Annotated in this window: 20 protein-coding genes; 1 reads left to right on the top strand and 19 read right to left on the bottom strand. The window is 60.8% G+C overall.

The features are described 5' to 3' along the window. Positions 1-89: 89 nt before the first annotated feature. Positions 90-1,022 carry an SDR family oxidoreductase gene (locus BBF93_RS12615; RefSeq protein WP_114106153.1) on the top strand — a complete coding sequence of 311 codons (933 nt, stop codon included), beginning with the start codon at positions 90-92 and terminating at the stop codon, positions 1,020-1,022. Between the two features lie 373 nt (positions 1,023-1,395). Here the strand turns inward: BBF93_RS12615 and BBF93_RS12610 are convergent, their stop codons facing one another. From BBF93_RS12610 to BBF93_RS12520, 19 genes are all read right to left on the bottom strand, one after another. Beyond that, a complete protein-coding gene (locus BBF93_RS12610) occupies positions 1,396-2,166 on the bottom strand; it encodes a sulfite exporter TauE/SafE family protein (RefSeq protein WP_114106152.1) in 771 nt (256 codons plus the stop codon). A gap of 15 nt (positions 2,167-2,181) precedes the next feature. Continuing rightward, a complete protein-coding gene (locus BBF93_RS12605; RefSeq protein WP_114106151.1) occupies positions 2,182-3,375 on the bottom strand; it encodes a molybdopterin molybdotransferase MoeA in 1,194 nt (397 codons plus the stop codon). Beyond that, complete coding sequence (moaC, locus tag BBF93_RS12600; RefSeq protein WP_114106150.1) at positions 3,372-3,854, bottom strand: cyclic pyranopterin monophosphate synthase MoaC; 483 nt, start codon at positions 3,852-3,854, stop codon at positions 3,372-3,374. The genes BBF93_RS12605 and moaC overlap by 4 nt, the downstream gene beginning before the upstream one ends. 4 nt (positions 3,855-3,858) lie before the next feature. Continuing rightward, positions 3,859-4,389: a molybdenum cofactor biosynthesis protein B gene (gene moaB, locus BBF93_RS12595; protein WP_114106149.1), complete on the bottom strand. Its 531-nt coding sequence runs from the start codon at positions 4,387-4,389 to the stop codon at positions 3,859-3,861. A gap of 6 nt (positions 4,390-4,395) precedes the next feature. Then, positions 4,396-4,857, bottom strand: coding sequence for a molybdenum cofactor biosynthesis protein MoaE (locus BBF93_RS12590; protein WP_114106148.1), 462 nt, complete (start codon positions 4,855-4,857; stop codon positions 4,396-4,398). Positions 4,858-4,861: 4 nt separating this feature from the next. Then, a complete protein-coding gene (locus BBF93_RS12585; RefSeq protein WP_035596566.1) occupies positions 4,862-5,110 on the bottom strand; it encodes a MoaD/ThiS family protein in 249 nt (82 codons plus the stop codon). A 3-nt stretch (positions 5,111-5,113) separates the two neighbouring features. Next, positions 5,114-6,145: a GTP 3',8-cyclase MoaA gene (moaA, locus tag BBF93_RS12580; RefSeq protein ID WP_114106147.1), complete on the bottom strand. Its 1,032-nt coding sequence runs from the start codon at positions 6,143-6,145 to the stop codon at positions 5,114-5,116. Beyond that, entirely contained in the window at positions 6,138-7,655 is a 1,518-nt protein-coding gene (locus BBF93_RS12575; protein ID WP_114106146.1) for an NTP transferase domain-containing protein, read from the bottom strand. The genes moaA and BBF93_RS12575 overlap by 8 nt, the downstream gene beginning before the upstream one ends. 31 nt (positions 7,656-7,686) lie before the next feature. Then, a complete protein-coding gene (gene soxA / locus BBF93_RS12570) occupies positions 7,687-8,415 on the bottom strand; it encodes a sulfur oxidation c-type cytochrome SoxA (protein WP_233349119.1) in 729 nt (242 codons plus the stop codon). A 62-nt stretch (positions 8,416-8,477) separates the two neighbouring features. Then, positions 8,478-8,798, bottom strand: coding sequence for a thiosulfate oxidation carrier complex protein SoxZ (soxZ, locus tag BBF93_RS12565; RefSeq protein WP_114106144.1), 321 nt, complete (start codon positions 8,796-8,798; stop codon positions 8,478-8,480). A 12-nt stretch (positions 8,799-8,810) separates the two neighbouring features. Then, entirely contained in the window at positions 8,811-9,284 is a 474-nt protein-coding gene (locus BBF93_RS12560) for a SoxY-related AACIE arm protein (protein WP_114106143.1), read from the bottom strand. Positions 9,285-9,291: 7 nt separating this feature from the next. Further along, entirely contained in the window at positions 9,292-9,747 is a 456-nt protein-coding gene (gene soxX, locus BBF93_RS12555) for a sulfur oxidation c-type cytochrome SoxX (protein WP_114106142.1), read from the bottom strand. Then, on the bottom strand, positions 9,744-11,021 hold the full coding sequence (locus BBF93_RS12550; protein WP_114106141.1) for an NAD(P)/FAD-dependent oxidoreductase: 1,278 nt from the start codon (positions 11,019-11,021) through the stop codon (positions 9,744-9,746). Before BBF93_RS12550 ends, soxX begins: the two co-directional genes overlap by 4 nt. Continuing rightward, positions 11,018-11,221: a hypothetical protein gene (locus BBF93_RS19545; protein ID WP_162786552.1), complete on the bottom strand. Its 204-nt coding sequence runs from the start codon at positions 11,219-11,221 to the stop codon at positions 11,018-11,020. Before BBF93_RS19545 ends, BBF93_RS12550 begins: the two co-directional genes overlap by 4 nt. Positions 11,222-11,361: 140 nt before the next feature. After that, positions 11,362-13,545, bottom strand: a complete 2,184-nt coding sequence (locus tag BBF93_RS12540; RefSeq protein ID WP_114106139.1) for a molybdopterin cofactor-binding domain-containing protein — start codon at positions 13,543-13,545, stop codon at positions 11,362-11,364. A gap of 14 nt (positions 13,546-13,559) precedes the next feature. Further along, positions 13,560-14,015 (bottom strand): (2Fe-2S)-binding protein, encoded by a 456-nt coding sequence (locus BBF93_RS12535; protein ID WP_035596547.1) that lies wholly within the window; start codon positions 14,013-14,015, stop codon positions 13,560-13,562. Between the two features lie 652 nt (positions 14,016-14,667). Continuing rightward, positions 14,668-16,047: a sulfatase gene (locus BBF93_RS12530; protein ID WP_114106138.1), complete on the bottom strand. Its 1,380-nt coding sequence runs from the start codon at positions 16,045-16,047 to the stop codon at positions 14,668-14,670. Positions 16,048-16,123: 76 nt separating this feature from the next. Continuing rightward, positions 16,124-18,460, bottom strand: a complete 2,337-nt coding sequence (locus BBF93_RS12525; protein WP_114106137.1) for a TonB-dependent receptor — start codon at positions 18,458-18,460, stop codon at positions 16,124-16,126. A 104-nt stretch (positions 18,461-18,564) separates the two neighbouring features. After that, entirely contained in the window at positions 18,565-19,278 is a 714-nt protein-coding gene (locus BBF93_RS12520) for a TetR/AcrR family transcriptional regulator (protein WP_162786551.1), read from the bottom strand. Between the last annotated feature and the right edge of the window lie 71 nt (positions 19,279-19,349).

The following is a 19,349-nucleotide window of genomic DNA, read 5'->3' as shown; positions in this document are numbered from 1 at the left end:
GGCGCCGGGCAATCCTGCTGGCCTTCCCGGTCGCCATGCGGCCGGGCGGACCCTGCGCCAGCCTAGTTCCCGAAAGAGCAATCCCGACGATGATGGATTATACCACCCCCGAAAACTGGACAGCTGCCTACATACCCGATCAACGCGGCAGATCAGCCGTCATCACCGGAACAGGAGGGCTGGGACTGGAAACGGGTCTTGCGCTGGCCCGGGCCGGGGCCAGCGTTGTTCTTGCTGGCCGCAATGCTGACAAGGGGGCGGACGCTGTTACGCAGATCCGTCAGGGAGTACCTTCGGCCGATGTCCGGTTTGAAAGGCTTGACCTGGCCAGCCTCGCTTCGGTGACAGACTTTGCAGCGCGGCTCAGCCGGCAGACAGAGAGTGTGGATTTGCTGGTCAACAATGCGGCCGTGATGGATCCGCCGGTGCGGCTGGAAACCGAAGACGGGTTCGAGCTTCAGTTTGGCACGAATTATCTCGGGCATTTCGCGCTGACGGGTCAGCTCCTGCCATTGCTTCGAAAGAGCAGCCGCCCGCGGGTCGTCACCCTGTCCAGCGTTGCGGCGCGCAACGGCGTTATTCGTCTGGAAGACCTGCAGTCGATGCGCGACTATAATCCAAGAGTGGCTTATGCGCAGTCAAAACTGGCCTGTCTGATGTTCGCGCTCGAACTGCATCGCCGGAGCAAGGCGGGCGGATGGGGGGTCTCCAGCATTGGCGCGCATCCGGGGATATCCCGCACCAATCTCCTGCACAATGCGCCCGGCCGAGGCAGTCTGCGGAGCAACGCCCGCAGCCTGCTCTGGTTTCTGTTCCAGCCGGCTGATCAGGGCGCGCTTCCGACGCTTTTTGCGGCGACATGGCCTGAGGCAAAGTCGGGCGCCTATTATGGTCCACACCGGTTGAGTGAAACGCGGGGGTATCCCGCTCCGGCAAAAATTCCGCCCCAGGGCCTTGATGCGGCCATGTCAGCGCGCCTCTGGGAGGCGTCCGAGCGGCTGACCGGGACCGTATTCCGGTAAAGGTTTTGGCCGGCCGCCTAGAGAGGCTCGCGATCGGCCGTATCGGCGATTTCGGGAAAGGCAGATATTGGCGCCAATTTGCCTAAACCTCCAGAAGGAGTGTTATTGCTATCGAGGTGCCTGCGGGTGTTCCTCGCGCCGTGGACGGGAAGATGCCTAGCGGGAGAGCAGGGCTCGCTCACATTTTTCTGCATACCGGCGCGGTAGCAATTTTTCCAGCTATAATTGCATTAAATCCGTAAACGGAAGATATTTTATTTGGGAACAGGCCATTTTTCTGGGAGCTACGTTTGGCGGGCGGGGGGATCGGGCGAATAAGGGTAAGCTCCAGATCGAAGAGGCCAGAGCCTGATCGCGGCTGGAGCGCCTCTAGTCAGGTGAGCAGCCTGGATAGGCCGTCATAAAGCAGCCGCGCCGCTACATAGAGCAGCAGAATGGCTGTGAGGCGCTTGACGATCTGCGGTTGGAGCTTGCGGCTGGCCATCCAGCTGCCGATCTGGCCGCCGGCGATAACCAGGGGAAAGAGTATCCAGTAGGGCGCGGCCAGATGCAGGATATCCGTATCCTGCAGTTTCATCATTTGGCCGGTGAGCCCGGAAACCGAGTTCACAAGAATGAACAGACTGCTTGCGGCAGCAATCTGCTGGGGAGTGCCCCATTTCATGAAGTAGAGCACCGGCGCGAGGAAGATACCGCCGCCAACACCCACCAGTCCTGAAAGGAGACCAATGCCCCCGCCGACCATGAAGGGAGTGAGGCCTGCGGATCGGGGGGCGCTAGTCTCGGGCAGAGCTTCCTGCGGCCGTTCGAACGCCAGATAGAGGCAGGAGATCAGAAGGGCGGCGCCGAGCAGGTTTACAAACAGGGTTTCCGAGACCGGCAGGCGGCCGCCCAGCCACGCCGCCGGGATGGACGTGACCAGAAACGGAACCAGCCGCCGGAAGGCAAGCTGCCCAGCCAGATGAAAGCGGACAACGCCGCCAGCGACCACAAGGATATTGCAGACAAGGGCAATGGCGGGAAGAATGCGGTAATCCGTACCGTGAAGGATAAGCAGTGCGTTATAGGTGGATCCGCCACCGAAACCGACGGCCGCGTAGAGCGCCGCTGTCAGAAAGAAAAAGAAGCCCAGAGCGATCGTCATCTTTTGTGACGGTCTTCAGAGTTGGCCAATCAGCAGGACCGGCACGGCGGCGCCGGTCATCCCGGCTGGGGCATGCGCGGGGCGGCGGATCAGCCCATTGGCTGTGAGGAAAGGTTTCAGAAGCGAACTGTCCTGATTGGGCGCCGCGTCAGCCAGAAGCAAACCCTGGGGGGAAACGTGAACGCGTGCGCGCAGAAATTCTTCACGGGCGCCATTGGCGGGCAGAGGCGCAGCCAGCGTAGCAGTCAGGGAAGGCAGGGCGAAGTGGCCGGTCAGCAGCGGCCTGACAAACAGGTGGGCGCAGACAAAGGCGGATGCCGGATTGCCTGGCAGGCCGAGGACGCGCTGAGCGCCCCGCCGTGAAAACCAGGTGGGTTTTCCCGGCTTCACCGCAATCTTTTCGAATATGGGCTCAAACCCCGATTCCCGGAAAGCGGCGCGCATATGGTCATGATCGCCCACGGAAGCGCCCCCAACGGGGACAAAAAGATCAACATCAGCTGACTGAACATGATCAAGAATGGATGCCATACTGTCTGACGCAATTCCAAGGTCGACCGGGTCTCCGCCCCAGGAGGCGATGAGCGCGGAGAGGCCAGCGGCATTGGCATTGATGACCTGACCGGGCCGAAGCTCTGATCCGGGAGGACGCAGCTCGTCTCCATTCGCGAGGATGCCCACGCGCGGACGGCGGGTAACCTGCAGATGGCCGTGATTGGCGGCCGCCACCAATGAAAGTGCGGCGGGAGTGAGGATCGCGCCGGTATCCAGAAGGCGTTCCTCTTCTGAAAAGTCGATGCCCGCCGCCCGCACGAACTCAGCGGCTGCATACCCTCGCAGGCAGCGGACCTGATCGCCAGAAATCTCCGCATCTTCCTGGATCACGATATGGTCTGCGCCGGGCGGAAGATGCCCGCCGGTGAATATCCGGACAGCTTGGCCGGGCTTTAACAGGCCGGTGAAGGGCGTGCCCGCTGGGGCGTTTCCGATCACTGCCAACGTTGCGCCCGGCGCGCGCACATCGGTCAGCCGGACGGCAAAGCCATCCATTGCCGAGACAGCCGCTGGAGGCTGCGTCACCCGGGATATGACGGGCTCTGCGAGCCGGCAGCCGGCCGCTTCGGAAAGGGGCACCTGCCGGGAGGGCAGCGTCAATGCATTTTCCTGAAGCAGGCCAAGGGCCTGTTCCACCGGAATGGGGCGGTTCATGGCTTTGCTTTCCGGTAGTCGCCTGAGGCGCCGCCCGACTTTTCCACAAGCTCGATCCCTTCGATCACCATGGATTTGTCGATGGCTTTCAGCATGTCATAGAGGGTGAGGCAGGCCACTGTGACTGCCGTGAGAGCCTCCATTTCAACGCCGGTCTTGCCGGTGGTGCGGGCTGTGGCGCTGACCTGAAGGGCGCTGCCTTCAGCGGCTTCAGTGATTTCCACTTGCAGGCCGGTCAAGGGCAGAGGGTGGCAGAGGGGAATGAGGTCGGCAGTCCGCTTTGCGCCCATTATGCCCGCGAGTTCGGCGATGGCGAGCGGGTCGCCCTTCTTGGTATCGCGGGACAGGGCGCGGGCGAGCGTTTCCGGCGACATCCGTATACGGCCTGTTGCCAGGGCCCGCCGTTCGGAATCGGTCTTGCCGGAAATGTCTACCATGCGGGCGCGGCCATCCGGGCCGATATGCGTCAGGTCCGTCATCCTCTCAATGCTCCGTCAGACGCGGCATCAGCTCAACCAGGTTGCAGGGCTTGTGCCGGCTGTCGAGTTGGAAGGAAATGACCTTGTCCCAGCCATCCTTGACGGCGCCTGTAGAGCCGGGGAGACAGAAGATGAAGGTGCTGTTGGCAAGGCCCGCGACGGCGCGCGATTGGAGCGTGGAGAGGCCAACGCTCTGATAGCTGACCATGTGGAAGATGACTGAAAAGCCTTCGATGGTTTTCTCAAACAGGGGCGTGACGGCCTCTGGCGTTACATCGCGGCCCGTCAGGCCGGTGCCGCCGCTGGTGATCACCACATCGACATCGGTCGCGGCAATCCAGCCTGATACCGTATTGCGGATGGCGGCCTTGTCATCCGGCACGATCAAATGGTGAGCAACCTCATGGCCCGCCGCACGGATACGTTCAGCCAGCGTGTGGCCGGACGTATCTGTCTCATGGGTGCGTGTATCGCTGACGATCAGGATGGCAATCCGGACCGGTTTGAAGGGGAGGCTTTCATTGATGCCATGCATGTGTCTTCAACTTTCCTGCGGACCTGCCCAGCGGGCAGCGTCTCGATAATCTTCCGGGCGAGGCTCGATCCATTGATCGCCCGCCTCGGTCACTTCTTTCTTCCAGAATACGGCTTCGGTTTTGAGATAGTCCATCAGGAAGTCAGCCGCTTCAAAGGCTGCGCGCCGGTGGGGGGCTGCGGTGGCGACGAAGACGATTGGTTCTCCAGGCGCCATGCTTCCGGTTCGGTGAATGATGGAAAGACCTGTCAGGGCCCAACGCCTGCGGGCTTCCTGGGCTGCCTGTTCGATGCCTCGTTCGGTCATCGGGGAATAGGCCTGAAGGAATAGCGACCGAACGGCGCTGCCTTTGGCTTGCGCCCGCACAAGACCGGTAAAGCTGACGATCCCGCCACTGCCTGCCGTGGCGGCAGAGAAACGCGTGAGTTCTTCTCCCGGGTCGAAGGGGGTGCCCAGCAATCGTATCATCAAATCAGCCGCCCCCTACCGGTGGCATGAAAGCGATTTCATCGGAATTTGAAACCGGTGCCGGATCAACAACAATCTCGCTATTGATTGCGATACGGACGGTTTTTTCCATAAGGGCCCCGCCGGCAGATTGACGCGCATCAAGCCAGGCGCGCAGGGCCGTCGTGTCACTGATGCCGGCGGGCAGGTCGAGCACCTGGTTGGGGCGATCCACGATGTCGGCCAGACGGCCAAAGAAAAGGAGCTGCGCCATGGATTAGCCTCCCGTAACTGACATGTGGCGGGGCAGGGCAGGACTTTCGGCGCGGGCGCGGATACCGAAGGCGTGCTTTTCGGGTTTTCCGAGGAGCGCGCGGCTCAGCGCCGCGTCAAGGGCCATTTCGGGATTTGACGCTTCGCGCAACGCCGCCCGCAGATCGACATGATCATCCTGACCGAGGCACATATAGATGCGGCCTGTGCAGGTGACCCGGACCCGGTTGCAACCGGCGCAGAAATTGTTGGTAAGCGGAGTAATGAAACCTAACCGGCCGCCGGTCTGCGCCACCCGGACATAGCGGGAAGGGCCGGCATCGGCAAAACGGGCGCTCTCCTCAGTCAGCGTCCATTGCTGCTCCAGCCGGTCCCGGATTTCGAACAAGGGTATATATTGATCATAGCGGTCTTCGCCGGTCAGCCCGAGGGGCATGACTTCGATAAGCGTGATGTCAAAACCCTGGTCATGGGCCCAGCTGATCATTTCCGGGATTTCGTGAACGTTCTGGTTCTTCAGCGCGACCGTATTTATCTTTACCTTCAGGCCGGCAGTTTTTGCTGCGGCAATACCTGCCAGGGTCTGCGCGAGATCCCCGCGCCGTGTAACGGCCTTGAAGGTCTCAGGGGTCAGCGTGTCCAGCGAGATGTTCACGCGCCGGACCCCGGCGGCGTAAAGGCGTGCAGCATGCAGGGTCAACAGGGTCGCGTTCGTCGTGAGGGTGAGTTCTTCCAGTCCGTTCCCGAGGCGGCGGCCCAGGCGATCAAACAGGTCGCCAATGTCACGGCGCACAAGAGGCTCACCGCCAGTGATACGGATTTTGGTGACGCCCCGGCGGATGAACGCATCTGCGATCTGTTCCAGTTCCTCCAGGGAGAGCAGCTCCTTCTTCGGGAGGAAGGTCATCTGCTCTGCCATGCAATAGGTGCATCGCAGATCACACCGGTCTGTCACCGAAAGGCGGAGATAGCTGACCCGGCGGCCAAAAGTGTCCGTCAACGGCGCGGCGACGCTATGTTCCTGGCTGTCAAACATGGGCGGACTCCTCCGCAAGCTGAAGATCTGTCACTGTATCAATATCGAAAGCATAGGCCGGATCGAGGGAAATGCTCGCGCCGTCCTGTAAGGATTGGAAGAGTTCCCGGCCCCCGGAGTCGCCCTGAAGGGCAGTGAGGCTTTCAAAGGCGGAGCGGCTGAAAATGGCGGGCGGGCTGAGGCGCCCGCCGGACAACGTCATCGCCGCAGGATGACCGGAAAGCACTGCCATCTGGAGCCTGCGGAGGTGCGCGGTAGGAATGGCGGGCATATCGGCCAGGAGGATCATGACATGGTCTATGTCGGGAGAAGCGGTAATGGCGCGGACCCCGCACCGGAGGGAACTGGCGAGGCCGGTTGCGGCGTCGGGATTGGGGGTGACCGTCCAGCCGGCCTCGGCAAGTCTGGCTCCGCGATCGCCTGACGGAGCCGGCACAATGGCGATGCGGGCAGCGGCCGTATCATCCGGCAAGCTGGTGGCTGCGTGATCAATGAGTTTACGTCCCTGAAAGTCACTCAGCAGCTTGTCGCCCCGGGCAAACCGGCTGGACTTGCCCGCCGCCAGGAGGACCAACGCCGTCCGGGTAAAGAGGGAGGAGTGTCTCTTATGGTATTCGGCCACGACCTGACTGAGAACGGAGACGGCCAGCATCGAGGCGTCGCGCATGGATGGGACAAGGCCGACAGGGCCGTGAATCCTCTGAATGCTTGCCTCCGAGATGCCGCGCTGGCGCAACCGGTCGCAGCGGGCGGCATGGGTGCGTGCGCTGCCGACGGCGCCGACGAAGAAGGCATCGCCTGCCAGAGCGTCTTCCAGCAAACCGTCTTCCCGGTCGGCATCGTGAAACATCATGACGAACGCTGACCAGGCATCGTCCCGGACCGGCGGCAGTTCGCTGGCCGAGCCCAAGGCGATCAGGTTTTCATGCCCGTCGTTTTCAGCAATGCGCATATCGGGACCGCCCGGCAGATAAAGGGTGGTTTCAATCCCGCTGGCACGTGCCAGTCTCGCCAGGGCAAGAGGATCGGCGCCCCGGCCGGCAATGCGCAGGCGGAGCTTGGGGTGGTAGATGAAGTCCCGACCTGTTTCCGTCAGAGAGAGCATCGCCGGTTTCCGGGCCAGGAGGCGGGCATGGCAGTTTGCGAACAGAGATTCGTCAGGCTCCGGAAGAATGCAGACTTCAATGGCGCCGCCGCAGGGCAGTGGAAGATCGAGAAAGGGAGAGCCGGCTCCATATGTTAACCGGGCAGGCTTCCCTTCGGCGAGGCAGCGCTGGGCCTGAAGGATCACGTCTGCATCAATGCATCCGCCGGAAATATAGCCTGCGGCGCGTCCGTCTGCCGCGACGGCCATCAGCGCGCCTGGCCGGCGCACCGCGCCGCCGGTCGTCCGGACAATAATAACAAGGGCTACCGGCATGGCGGCGCGCCAGCTGATCCAGGTCGACAGAACGTCTTCCGGGTGTTCCTGATACTGACGGTGGGTGAAGGAGTGGATTGCCTGCGTCATTGGCTATCCTCCGGCAGGCGGTCGAAAGGGCTCATCGGCGGACCCCCGGGGATTCCATTGGCAGGCCGGATGCGCGGCTGGCGAGATAAAGTTCCACGGCGGTGTAGAGTTCCGAACCATAGTCCAGAGGCTCTGCCCTGATCCCGGCATCGCAATCACGCAGGCGCCGTTGCAGAGAGCCAAAGGCCTGCCACTCCAGCCGGTAGGCAGGGAAGGCGTTACCATGACCCTGGCTGATTGTATCCCCCCGCAACTGCCGGCCCCAATGTTCATTGTGGCATTGGCTGCAGGCGAGATTGAGCTGTCCCTTGCGCTGGAAAAAATAGGCGCGGCCCATCTCGTAATAGGGGGCTGCCTGACCCTCAATCGAGACAGAAACCGGCACTCCCCGGGAGAGGCTGGCGACATAACCCGTGAGCGCGAGCAGGTCTTCGCTCTCATAGGCAAGCGGCAACAGGGATTGATGCCGTTCGCGGCAAAGATTTATCCGTCCTTCAAGATTGACGAGCGATTTTGAGGCTTCGTCATAGACCGGATAATGCGCGGCGGCGCCTTCCAGCGGGTGATTTGTGGCGGTGTGGCATGTGGCGCAGGCCTCACCGCCGGACGGGGGCGTTCGGGAGAACAGCTCCGCGCCATGATCGACCCAGAGATAGGAAGGGTTTGAAAAGTCATCTGCCTGCAGCGCCTGGGTTTCGGGCTGAAGAAAGGTCAGGCCGGAGCGGATTTCAGACGGCGCAAGGGCGCTGTCTGACGCCATTGCGGGCGGCAGCGGCTGACTGCAGCCAGGAAGAAAAATCAGGGTGAAGAGGACGCTCCTGATCATGTAACCGTCAGTGTGCGGCGCTCGGACCAGGTTTTTCCGTCCTGATCGGTCCAGGTGAATTCCAACGTGCCGGTTTCTGCGGCGCGCGCATGAAATGACACGAAGGGGTTGGCGGCTGTGCCGGGAGAGAATTCCGCTTCGCACACCAGCGCAGTGTTATAGGTGCAGCGGAACCGCGTGATAATATCCCGTGGTATGATCTTGCCCTGTTCGTTGCGGCGATAGCCTGTTTCCATGGGATGCTGGATCATCGCCTTGACTTCGATAATCTCGCCCCGCCTCGCGGTTTCAGGAATAGAGATGCGGATTACAGCCATGCCTGCCTCTCCCTATCCGATGATGCACGCGGCGAGCGTGACATATGTGCTGGCCTTGCCAGACCAGAGTGACCCATCACTCATTTCTGCGACTACCCTCAGCGACTGGGTTCCGGCGAGGCGCACGCGGGTGGAGATTTCCGCTCGGCCGGAAGCGGGGCTCAGGCTGAAGATCGCTATCTCAGGTATCGGGTTACGGGGCGATATGATGGCGATCCGGCGCACGTGATCTTTTTCCGTCATCGGACTTTCGACGGAAACAGTCAGCTGCACGGAGTTACCGTTTTCGGCAATCGGAGGCAGCTTGAGGGTAACCTTGCCTTCCCGAATGGGCCGGTTGCCAAAGAGTTTGCGAACGGCATCTTCGGCGTCTTCCGGCTCGGCCATAGCGCGCAGGGGCAACAATGACAGCGATACAGCTGCGCCAGCAGCGGCAAGGAATGTGCGGCGGTGCCATAGCAGTGCGGGGGCATGAGAACGAGACATGGCGTAGTCAGTTTCCCTGTGAGCTCAAATAGGCGACCAGGTCTTCAATCTGCCTGGCGGTGAGGGCTGGTTGGCCTTCATATTCCCGCCCCACCTGCCGCAAACCACCGGTGCGGTAGTAGGACGGCATGACAGTGTCTGGCCAAATCCGCTGGGCGTCAACTATCCGGAGACGGATCTGGTCCTCGGTGAGCCGGGCGCCAACGCCGGTCAGATCCGGCCCGACATTCCCCTGAAACTCAGCTTGCAGCCCCTCTATGCGGTGGCAAAGAACGCAATGGCCGCCCTCGCGGGAAACAAATTCTGCTTGGCCGTCTGCCACGCGGCCCGCCTCGCCGGTCAAAGAGGCGGGAATGGCGTCGCCCCGGATCTCCACCCGGGCGGCGAGGGCAGCGCCATCGGCTTGCCCGCAGCCGCTGCAGAATATCGTGACCGCTGCAGCCAGCGCGCTCTGCCGTCTCATCCGAATGCCTGCCGTGTAATGGTGTCAAACCAGGTCTTTGCCTGCATTGCCTCATTCTCACGCACATAGCTGTCGGCGTTCATGGGGCTGAGGCCCCCTGAGCCTTCAATTGAGCGGAAGCCGCTCTCGCCTGCGCTGTAGACCCCAGTAATCGAGATGGCCGTATTGCTGGACGTGAAGGAGTAGCAGGTGTTTGTCAGCGGGACAGGTTGCGGGGGAAGGCCCGCCAGAAGGCGCGAAACCTGCAGGGCACAGAGCTTTGCCTGAAGATTGGCCGCAAAGGCAGATTTGGGCATCGGCGCTGCGATGATGGCGTCGCCGATGACATGAATGTCCGGCTGCAGGAGGGAGGCAAAGGTTACCGGATCTACCGGGCACCAGCCGGTCGCGTCTGCTACGCCCGCATTGTGTGCAATGCTTCCGGCTTTCTGGGGTGGAATGACATTGGCAACATCGGCTGTCACAGTCTCAAATTCTGTGGCAAGGCTCCGCGCGGCGGGATCAACAGAGATCACCCGGCCAAAATCCTGCGCTCCCCGGCGTTCGACTATGCCGGGATAAAGTTCGGCCCAGGCTTCTTCGAACAGCGGCTGTTTCGAAAATTGGTCCTGTGCATCGAGGATCAGCAGCTTCGATCTTGGTTTATGGGTCTTCAGATACTGCGCAATCAGGCTCGCGCGCTCATAGGGGCCCGGTGGGCATCGGAACGGTGCTGGCGGCACAGACATGACAACCGTTCCGCCGTCCTGCATGGCTTCGAGTTGCCGGCGCAAAAGCAGGGTTTGCTGTCCCGCTTTCCAGGCATGGGGAAAGACTGTGGCGGCCTCCTCCCCATAGCCCTCAATAACGTCCCATATGAAATCGATGCCCGGCGACATGATCAGCCTGTCATAGCTCCACACGGCACCGGACTGGCCGGTTACCGTATGGCGCGCAGCGTCAACAGCAATGGCGGTGTCGTGAACGACCGTTATTCCTGCCGCAGCGGTCTGATCATAACCGAACGTCTGCTCCGCAATGTCCCGCTCACCTCCGACCACCAGATTGCTGAACGGGCAGGCGATGTAAGCGGAATTGGCTTCGATCAGCGTGACCGAAGCTTCGGGCAGGAAGGTCTTGATGAAGCGGGCTGCCGTTGCGCCGCCAAACCCGCCGCCCAGGATAACAATCCGTGCGCGGGTCCGAGCGCTTGCTGCGCCCGGGAGCGCGGCTGCGAGCGTTGCCGCGCCGAGGCCGGCCAGCACCGCGCGGCGGGCGGGGCCGGAGCGGGTCATGGCTCTGCCTCCTCGCCAAGATAGGCGCTGATGGCGTCGATATCGGCTTCGCTGTATCCCCGGATCATCCGGTGCATGACGGTTGTACCTTCCGTATCCTGATAATAATACAGAAGAGCATTGCGGATATTTTCTGCCGGCCTTCCTTCAAGGCTGGATATCGCCCCGCCGGCCGGGTTGTGGCATCCCGAGCAGCTCATTGCGAGCGCGGCCCCCAAAGGAAACTCTGCGCGCGCGCTTTCAGGTATGTCTGCCGGCGGCGCGGGGGCGCTGCCGCACGCTGTTATCCCGTGCAGCAGCAAGCCGATCACCAAGGCGGCAGGTCGCGCCCGGCCCATGATCAACGCAGGGCCTGATCCTTGAGTGGAAGCTTGCGAATCCGTTTGCCCGTCGCAGCGAAGATGGCGTTGAGCACGGCAGGCGGCGCCACGGCAATCGTCGGCTCGCCGACCCCGCCCCAGAACCCGCCCGACGGCATAAGGAGCGTCTCGACTTCCGGCATCTCGGCAATCCGCATTGAATCGTAAGTGTCGAAGTTCTTCTGTTGCGCTTCACCGTCCACGAAGGTCACTTCCTGGTGAATCATTGCAGACAGGCCGTACACGAAGGATCCTGCCACCTGAGCGTCGATCTGCTGCGGGTTGACACCATAACCCGGATCTGTCGCGGCGACGATGCGATGTATCTTGAGCTCTCCGGCATCTGAAACGGTAACTTCCGCGCAGGCGGCAGTATAGCTGCCGAAAGAATAGTAACAGCAGAGGCCGCGATGCATCCCGTCATTGGAGCCCCAGCCGGACTTATCCGCGACCGCCTGCAACACAGCTGCCATCTGCGGGCTGTTCTGGAGGTGGGCCAGACGGAATTCCAGCGGATCGCGCCCAGCCGCATAGGCCAACTCATCCATGAAGCATTCCAGGTAAATCGCATTCTGGTTAGCATTCACACCGCGCCAGAAGCCGGGGCGCACGGGAGGATTGCGCATGGCGTGGTCGACGCGCAGGGCAGGGAAGGTGTATTTCAGCGTCTGGTCTTCGACACGCGGATCGGAGCCTGAGGGCAGGAGGCCCTGGAAGGTCGCGAAATCCATTCCGTTGACCAGGGCCTGGGGCATGATGCCAGCGAGGATCGACTGACCCGAGATCCGGATCTTCAGCCCGATCAGGTTGCCATCAGCGTCCAGCGCCCCCTGGCACCGGCCTTTGGAAATCGGGTGGTAGAAACCCTGTTCCATATCTTCTTCGCGCGACCAGAGCAGCTTGATGTGTGTGCCCGGCATCTGTTTGGCGATTTTCACGGCCTGAGACACATAATCCGTCGCGCCCTTGCGACCGAACCCGCCGCCCAGAAGCTGCTTGTAGACTTCGCACTGTTCGATGGGGAGTTCGGCGGCTTCAGATGCTGCCGCAAGCGCTGCTTCACCGTTTTGAGTCGGGCACCAGACTTCGCATTTCTCCGGGGTCCACACCGCCGTGGCGTTCATCGGTTCCATGCAGGCATGGTTCTGGTGAGGCGCGTTGTAGCGCGCTTCCACGACCTTTGCGGCCCGCCGGAAGGCGGCGTCCACATCGCCGGTCTGATTGCCGACAAACGCATCGGGCGCCGTCAGGCCGGCATCCAGCTCAGCCTCAAAGGCGGCGCTGGAATAGTCAGATCCCTCACCAGGGGCCCATTCAATCTGCAGGGCATCCAGAGCGGTCTTCGCCTGCCACCAGCTGTCAGCCACCACGGCCACAGCGGTCTCATCGACCTGCACGACCTTCTTCACGCCCGGCATGCCGGACACTGCCGAAGCATCGAAGGAAGCTACGGTCCCGCCACGCTTTGGCGCCGCCTTGATCGCTGCGTTCAGCATGCCATCGAACTTCAGGTCTGTCGCGTAAAGCTGCTCGCCGGTGACCTTGCCGACCGTGTCCAGGCGCTGGACGGCCTTGCCGATGATTTTCCACTCGGAGGGATCTTTGAGGGTGACCGATTCCGGAGGGGTGAGCGCGGCGGCGTCTGCGGCCACCTCGCCATAGCGCAGTGTCTTGCCTGACGGCGTATGCGTAATCACGCTGTTGGCCACGGTACATTCTTCCGGGGGGACGCCCCAGCGGCTGGCAGCCGCCTGGACCAGCATGATACGGGCCGCAGCGCCGCCTTCGCGGACATAGTCATGGCTTGCCCGGATACCCCGGCTGCCACCTGTCAGGAAGTCGCCCCACACACGGTCCCGCGCAAGGTTCTGACCTGGTGTTGGGTATTCGGTTCTGACTTTCGTCCAGTCGCATTCAAGCTCCTCGGCAACGAGCTGAGCGAGGCCGGTCAGCGTGCCCTGGCCCATCTCGGAACGGGCGATCCGGATGGTCACGATATCGTCGGTGCCGATGTGGACCCAGGCATTGACCTCCGGCGGAGGCGGGCCTTCCTGGGCGCTCTGCCGGACAGAAGGCGCGCAGGCGGCAAGAACGCCAAGCGTGAGGCCGGTTGCACCGGTTGCAATGATGAAGCCGCGGCGGGAGAGGTTGATACCTTCAGTCATGGTCGTCGCTCCCCTCAGGCTTTCTTGGTCTTGGCCAGATGCACGCCCTTGCGCACGCGGGAGAAAGTTCCGCACCGGCAAATATTCGTGATCTCCAGGTCGATGTCTTCATCGGTCGGATTGGGATTGCTGTTCAGCAGGCCGGCCACAGCCATGATCATGCCGGGCTGGCAGTAGCCGCATTGCGGAACATCCAGCTCGACCCAGGCCTGCTGCACGGGGTGGCTGCCATCCGGAGAGAGGCCCTCGATGGTTGTTATCTCTTCTTCTCCGGAAAGTGCGCCGATCGGATAAACGCAGGCGCGTACCGGCGCGCCATCAATGTGAATTGTGCAGGCACCGCATTGCGCAATCCCGCACCCATATTTTGTCCCCGTCAGCCCGAGCTGTTCTCTGAGAACCCAGAGCAGAGGCGTCGCCTCGTCGGCCTCGACCGTAATCGCCTTACCATTCACTTTGAGTTGCGCCATTTTGGGTCTCCGTCTTCAGCCATGACTGATGGCCAATTGCGTCACAGTAATTTAATTAACTTTGGGATGCACGGCCAATTCGGCCCACGCGCCAGAAATGAGTCCAGAATCCAACTCCGCATTCCTCTCCGGGAAAGCGCTCTGCTGTGCAGGTTCATGGGAAGAGAGAGCGCCCGGATCCGGATAACGAGTAGGACGTGAAGCGATCATCGGGATGTTCAGCGGGTCCGATGGATTGGCTATCTTCACAGTTTGCGCTCCGCCCGCGTTTATTCCCAAGCCAATGTGAAGAGTTCAGGCAATCTGTGCCATGCACAATTCTCTCAAAAACTTGCCTGATTATCCAAAATTGGGGGGCAACAGACTTGCTGTCCTCTGAGCTCCCTAGCGCGGTTCGGATGGAATTTGCAGGTGGGGGGACGAGCGCAGCCGCTTCGTGAATTCCCAGGGTCCAGTTTCCTGGACCTGAATAGCGCTGGCCGGCCCCGCCTGATGGGAAAATTGGAAATCGGGGACTCCCGGACGATATGGCCGCAGCGGCGCCAGAGCTGCTCGTACAGGAGGGGTGACGGCAACGCCGATTGGGTGTCGCCCCCCCGCAAGCCGCGTCAAGTTCACGTCGCCCCGGCCCGTCTCCGGGCCGGGGTATTTTTTAGTCGTTCAGTTGGGGACCGATGGGCGTGCCGTCAGTTGGTGGAAGGTGGCTGGTTGCCTCTTTCACGTTTCCGGCGACTTCCTTGCGCAGGGTTTGCACCGCCGCTTTCAGCCGGTCGGCATCTTCTGGATACTCCCGCATGAAACTGAAGGATTCCTGCGGGTCTTTCTCCAGATCAAACAGGAGGGCAGAGCCGAAATATTCAAACGGAACGCTCATTGTACGGTAGAATGTATTGAGCACCAGCCGGAACCGCTTGTCGCGTGCAGCAACAATATCATTGCCATCAAAAAAGAAGAGAAGATCGTGCGGTGTGGGGGCGCCGGAGGTCAGCAGACCTGTCAGGTTCTTGCCGTCGATCACGCGGTCATCGGGCAGATGAGCGCCGGAAATGGCTGCTGCCGTGGGGAGAAGGTCAATGTTCATCGCCATTTCATGGCTGACAGTGCCGGCCGGAATGCGGCCGGGCCAACGCGCCAGGAAGGGCACGCGGAAACCGCCTTCATGCGTTTCTCCCTTGCGGCCCCTGAAATCTCCGGCGCTGCCCTCAAACCAGGGGCCGTTGTCGCTTGTGAACACGATCAGCGTGTTGTCCGCCACGCCCGCTTCGTCCAGCGCATCAAGAAGAATTCCGATTCCGGCATCCAGTGTTTCCACCACGTCGCCATAAAGGCCGGCTTCTGATTTCCCGCTCCGGTCGTCTGAAACAAAGAGCGGGATGTGGGGGAAAGTTTCGGCGAAATAAAGGAAGAAAGGTTGGCCATCTGCTTCATTGATGAAGGCTTTCGCTGCCTTCGCATAGCTCAAGCTAAGCTGGCTCTGATCGGCCGGGCTCTGGATGATCTGCTTGCCTTCATAAAGGTCAAAGGGAGCCATGTCGTTTGAATACGCCACCCCATAAAACCAATCGAATCCGTGATTGGTGGGCCAGAATTCATCGGTATGGCCGAGGTGCCATTTGCCGATCATGCCGGTCCTGTAGCCCGCATCGCGCAGTATTTCGGAAATCGTGATCTCGTCGGTGGGAAGCCCGTCCTGAGAATGGGGAAAGATCACATGCTGCATCCCCGAGCGGATGGGATACCGGCCCGTCAGCAGCGCTGCCCGGGAGGGAGAGCAGACGTTTGATCCGGCATAGAAGTCCGTAAGCTGAATGCCTTCCTGACCGATCCTGTCGATATTAGGGGTCTTGATCAGCGGGGAACCATTGAGGCTGATATCACCCCATCCGAGATCATCCGTCAGGATAATGATGATGTTGGGAGGCTGAGCGTTCGCGTGCGAGGTTTCCGAAGCCGCGATACTGGTGGTGGGCGATGCTGCGCAGGCGGCGGCGAGCAGGAATACCGCAGTCCAGCGGACAAATCTGAAAGGCATGACGGGGTCCTTCCCGTTGCTGAATGGGGGAGGCTGGGCAACTGATAGCCGCCCAGCCTTACAGTCGAGGGAGGTGTCAGTAGCGCAAGGCGAGCTTTGCGCCCCAGGTGCGCTGGGCTTCCAGTGTCACGAACTGTGCGTAGCCTCCGGTATCGAACGGCATGCCAACGATGGCTTCGGCAAAGTTCTCATCTGTCAGGTTGCGCCCGAACACGGTGACGGTGGCCCGATCGTCCCAGAAGTTCACGCCAATCTGCATATCCAGCAACGTATAGGCGTCAATGATCGTGTTCGGATCATTGGTAAGGCCAGACATCGTGTCGCTGCGATACTGGGCGCCGAGTTGCACGAATGCCTTGTTCTGCGCGGTCAGGTCGAAGTCATAACGGGCCAGCGCGTTGATCACCCATTCCGGGGAGTTCGGCAAACGCTTGCCCGAGAGATCCTGCGAAGCCGGAGTTCCGGTACATCCCTGCGCGGCTGTCTGCAGCTGATAGCAGGGCGCGCCGGTGAATTCGTCGAAGGTCGCTTTTGTGTACGCGATGGCCGCCGACAGGGTGAGGTTATCGGTTGGCAGCGCGGTGATCTCGCTCTCGAAGCCATAGGTTTCGGCCTTGCCGGCGTTCGACACGGCGAAGACCGAAGTACCAGAGGGGCCTGGCACCAGCGTCTGGGCCTGGAAGTCTTCGATCTGGCCATAGAATCCCGTGAGATTGGTGATGAGGCGGCCACCCGGTGAGGACCGGCGGATCCCCGCTTCAAACTGTGTCGGGATTTCTGCTTCAACCGTCGGCAATGTGTTGCCGCTGACCGGATTGATCGTAAGCCCCTGGACCACGCCGGCGGATTTGTAGCCGCGCGTCACTGTTGTGAAGAGGTTGGTATTGTCATCCACGAAGTATTGCGCGCCAAAGCGCCAGACGACGGCAGTATCATCATCCCCGGCGCTCTGCACGCCATTGGAAACAGCCTGGCCAGCGAAAGGCGCCACGGCGCCATTTGCGATGAACTTTTCCTGACTGCCTTCCACTTCCGAATTGAGGATCCGCAGGCCGCCAATCAGCGACAGTTTTTCCGTCACAGCATACTCGCCCTGTCCGAACAGGGCATAGTTGGTTTCGCTGAATTCCGATTCGAGCCGCGTTCCAACGCGCGCACCGGTCGGCAGCGCCCCCAGCAGGTTGAGACCAGCGGTGCCTGCCTGAATGTTGTTCTGGTCGATGTCCTGCGTGAAGTAATAGGCACCCAGCGTGTAGGTGAAGGCACGGTCGCGGGGGGAAACGATGCGGAATTCCTGGCTGAACTGGCTCTGGCCAAGGTCTCCGGAATTGATTTCCAGAATGGGAAGCGGGGTGAGATCGGAGTCGTTGTTATCAACGCTGTCCCATTCGCGGTATGATGTCAGCGAGACGAACTCGAACTCGCCCAGGCTGCGGCTGTATTCGGCGGCAAGGCCCCATGCGTCCATCTTGGAAGAGAAGGGCACTTCCGATCCGATGTTCAGGTTGTCTGGGCTCGGAACAATACCCAGGGCTGCTGACTGGTTCCGGATGGCGGGAACACCATATCCAAGAAGACCCGTTCCCGGCCCGCCAGCGGATGCCTGCCGGTATGTCAGGGCGCCGGCCGCCTGATCGCGCGTCACATAGTCTGCACTCAGAAGCAGATCGGACTCGTCAGAAAGCGCGAAGTTCACCTTTGCGCGCACGCCCTGCTCGTTGCGCTCGTTCACGCGCTTCTGCGGGGAGTTCGGGTTCACGTTCTTGATGTAGCCGTCGCGGGTATTGGAGTAGGCTGAGATACGTGCCGTTATACCGTCGGCGATCGGCCCTGAAATTGCGCCATAGGCATTGATCTCGTCGTAAGAGCCGTAGCCGAGGTTCATTTCTGCGGTAAGGGTTTCGGTTGGTTTCTTGGTGACGATCGAAATCACGCCGGCCGAGGCGTTCTTGCCGAACAGCGTGCCTTGCGGCCCGCGCAGGACTTCCACGCGCTCGACATCTGCGAAGTCGAAGATACCGGCGCCTTCGCGGCCCATGATGACGCCATCAACGGCAATGGCAACGCTGCCTTCAATGCCGATATTGAAAAGACCGGTGCCGATGCCGCGAATCGTGGTCGCAGACTGGCGCGCATTGACGCCGGAGTTGAAGGTAACGCCCGGCGCCACATACTGCAGCTGGTCAAAGCCGTCGATCTGGCGCGCCGCAAGGGCGTCCCCGCCGATGGCCGTCACGGAGATCGGAACCTGCTGGATGTTCTGCTCAACACGTTGAGCCGTAACCGTAATTGTGCCGAGGCGGCGATTGTCATCCTCGACGGCGTCTTCCTGTGCCTGAACGATTGGCGCGAAGCTGGCCATGGCAATGGTGAGCGCGGACGCTGTGAAAAGTATGCGGTGCTTAGGTTGCATGAATTTATCCTCCCGGAAGCCTGGTGGCTTTCCGGCCGGAAAATTTCGACAAATGGAAAGTTTGTCAATGGGGGCGGTTAATAACTCCGTTTAGAAAATCGAATTCAAGCTTTGCCTTTCGCCCAGTCGGGCAGGGCGGGCCAGTGTTTCCGGCTTTTGGGTTTGTCGCGCAGAAGCAGGGCGAGCACCGTATCGGTATGGGCCTCAATGGCTTCTTCCGAAAGAATGTTCACGCCATAAACGCCCTTGATCGACTCGGCGAGCACGAACGGCATCTGGCAAATTGCAGAGATCGAATAGAACAATGACACCAGCCAGACTTCCGGAACGTCACCTTCTTTCATGAGGTGGCGCATAAAAGGGGCCTGATTCTTGTGGCTTTCCCGAATGTAGCCGATCATCCAGTCGATGCGGTTTCCGCCCTGAACCGACTCCATGATCATGATACGAACATGTTCGGGATTGTTCGCGCAGTAGCGGATGTAATGGCGCATGAAGTTGCGCATATTATCCTGAGGAGAGGCGCCCTTGGTAGACTTCATGCCCTCCCGCAATTCCTGCGACAGGCGCTGGAACATGTTGGTGACGACCTCTTTCCACAGCTCTTCCTTGCTGCCGAAATGGTAGCGGATGAGCGTATGCGTTACCCCGGCATCGGCGGCGATGTCGCGGATATTGGCCGCTTCAAACCCCTTTTCCGCAAAGGCCTTCCGCGCGGCGTCCAGAATATTCGCACGGCTTTCCTCGGAGCGGGCTTGCTGGGGAGTCCGCAAAGATTTCTTGGCCGGCTCGACAGGCTTTTTTGCTCCAGCAGACATCGGGAATTCCTTATACAACAATACTCAAGCCATCTTATCGGAGATTTCTTTCCGCTCGGCTATTGCGAAAA

Origin of the sequence: Hyphomonas sp. CACIAM 19H1 (assembly GCF_003325995.1) — a bacterium.
In the GTDB taxonomy this organism is placed as follows: domain Bacteria; phylum Pseudomonadota; class Alphaproteobacteria; order Caulobacterales; family Hyphomonadaceae; genus Hyphomonas; species Hyphomonas polymorpha.
Note: the sequence above shows the minus strand (reverse complement) of the source record. Positions and strands in the feature narration are given on the sequence as shown.

Excerpts from the sequence above, each read along its gene's own strand:
- BBF93_RS12615 (WP_114106153.1), top strand. The coding sequence starts at position 90 with ATGATGGATTATACCACCCCCGAAAACTGGACAGCTGCCTACATACCC.
- BBF93_RS12610 (WP_114106152.1), bottom strand. The coding sequence starts at position 2,166 with ATGACGATCGCTCTGGGCTTCTTTTTCTTTCTGACAGCGGCGCTCTAC.
- BBF93_RS12605 (WP_114106151.1), bottom strand. The coding sequence starts at position 3,375 with ATGAACCGCCCCATTCCGGTGGAACAGGCCCTTGGCCTGCTTCAGGAA.
- moaC (WP_114106150.1), bottom strand. The coding sequence starts at position 3,854 with ATGACGGACCTGACGCATATCGGCCCGGATGGCCGCGCCCGCATGGTA.
- moaB (WP_114106149.1), bottom strand. The coding sequence starts at position 4,389 with ATGCATGGCATCAATGAAAGCCTCCCCTTCAAACCGGTCCGGATTGCC.
- BBF93_RS12590 (WP_114106148.1), bottom strand. The coding sequence starts at position 4,857 with ATGATACGATTGCTGGGCACCCCCTTCGACCCGGGAGAAGAACTCACG.
- BBF93_RS12585 (WP_035596566.1), bottom strand. The coding sequence starts at position 5,110 with ATGGCGCAGCTCCTTTTCTTTGGCCGTCTGGCCGACATCGTGGATCGC.
- moaA (WP_114106147.1), bottom strand. The coding sequence starts at position 6,145 with ATGTTTGACAGCCAGGAACATAGCGTCGCCGCGCCGTTGACGGACACT.
- BBF93_RS12575 (WP_114106146.1), bottom strand. The coding sequence starts at position 7,655 with ATGACGCAGGCAATCCACTCCTTCACCCACCGTCAGTATCAGGAACAC.
- soxA (WP_233349119.1), bottom strand. The coding sequence starts at position 8,415 with ATGGCGTCAGACAGCGCCCTTGCGCCGTCTGAAATCCGCTCCGGCCTG.
- soxZ (WP_114106144.1), bottom strand. The coding sequence starts at position 8,798 with ATGGCTGTAATCCGCATCTCTATTCCTGAAACCGCGAGGCGGGGCGAG.
- BBF93_RS12560 (WP_114106143.1), bottom strand. The coding sequence starts at position 9,284 with ATGTCTCGTTCTCATGCCCCCGCACTGCTATGGCACCGCCGCACATTC.
- soxX (WP_114106142.1), bottom strand. The coding sequence starts at position 9,747 with ATGAGACGGCAGAGCGCGCTGGCTGCAGCGGTCACGATATTCTGCAGC.
- BBF93_RS12550 (WP_114106141.1), bottom strand. The coding sequence starts at position 11,021 with ATGACCCGCTCCGGCCCCGCCCGCCGCGCGGTGCTGGCCGGCCTCGGC.
- BBF93_RS19545 (WP_162786552.1), bottom strand. The coding sequence starts at position 11,221 with ATGAGCTGCTCGGGATGCCACAACCCGGCCGGCGGGGCGATATCCAGC.
- BBF93_RS12540 (WP_114106139.1), bottom strand. The coding sequence starts at position 13,545 with ATGACTGAAGGTATCAACCTCTCCCGCCGCGGCTTCATCATTGCAACC.
- BBF93_RS12535 (WP_035596547.1), bottom strand. The coding sequence starts at position 14,015 with ATGGCGCAACTCAAAGTGAATGGTAAGGCGATTACGGTCGAGGCCGAC.
- BBF93_RS12530 (WP_114106138.1), bottom strand. The coding sequence starts at position 16,047 with ATGCCTTTCAGATTTGTCCGCTGGACTGCGGTATTCCTGCTCGCCGCC.
- BBF93_RS12525 (WP_114106137.1), bottom strand. The coding sequence starts at position 18,460 with ATGCAACCTAAGCACCGCATACTTTTCACAGCGTCCGCGCTCACCATT.
- BBF93_RS12520 (WP_162786551.1), bottom strand. The coding sequence starts at position 19,278 with ATGTCTGCTGGAGCAAAAAAGCCTGTCGAGCCGGCCAAGAAATCTTTG.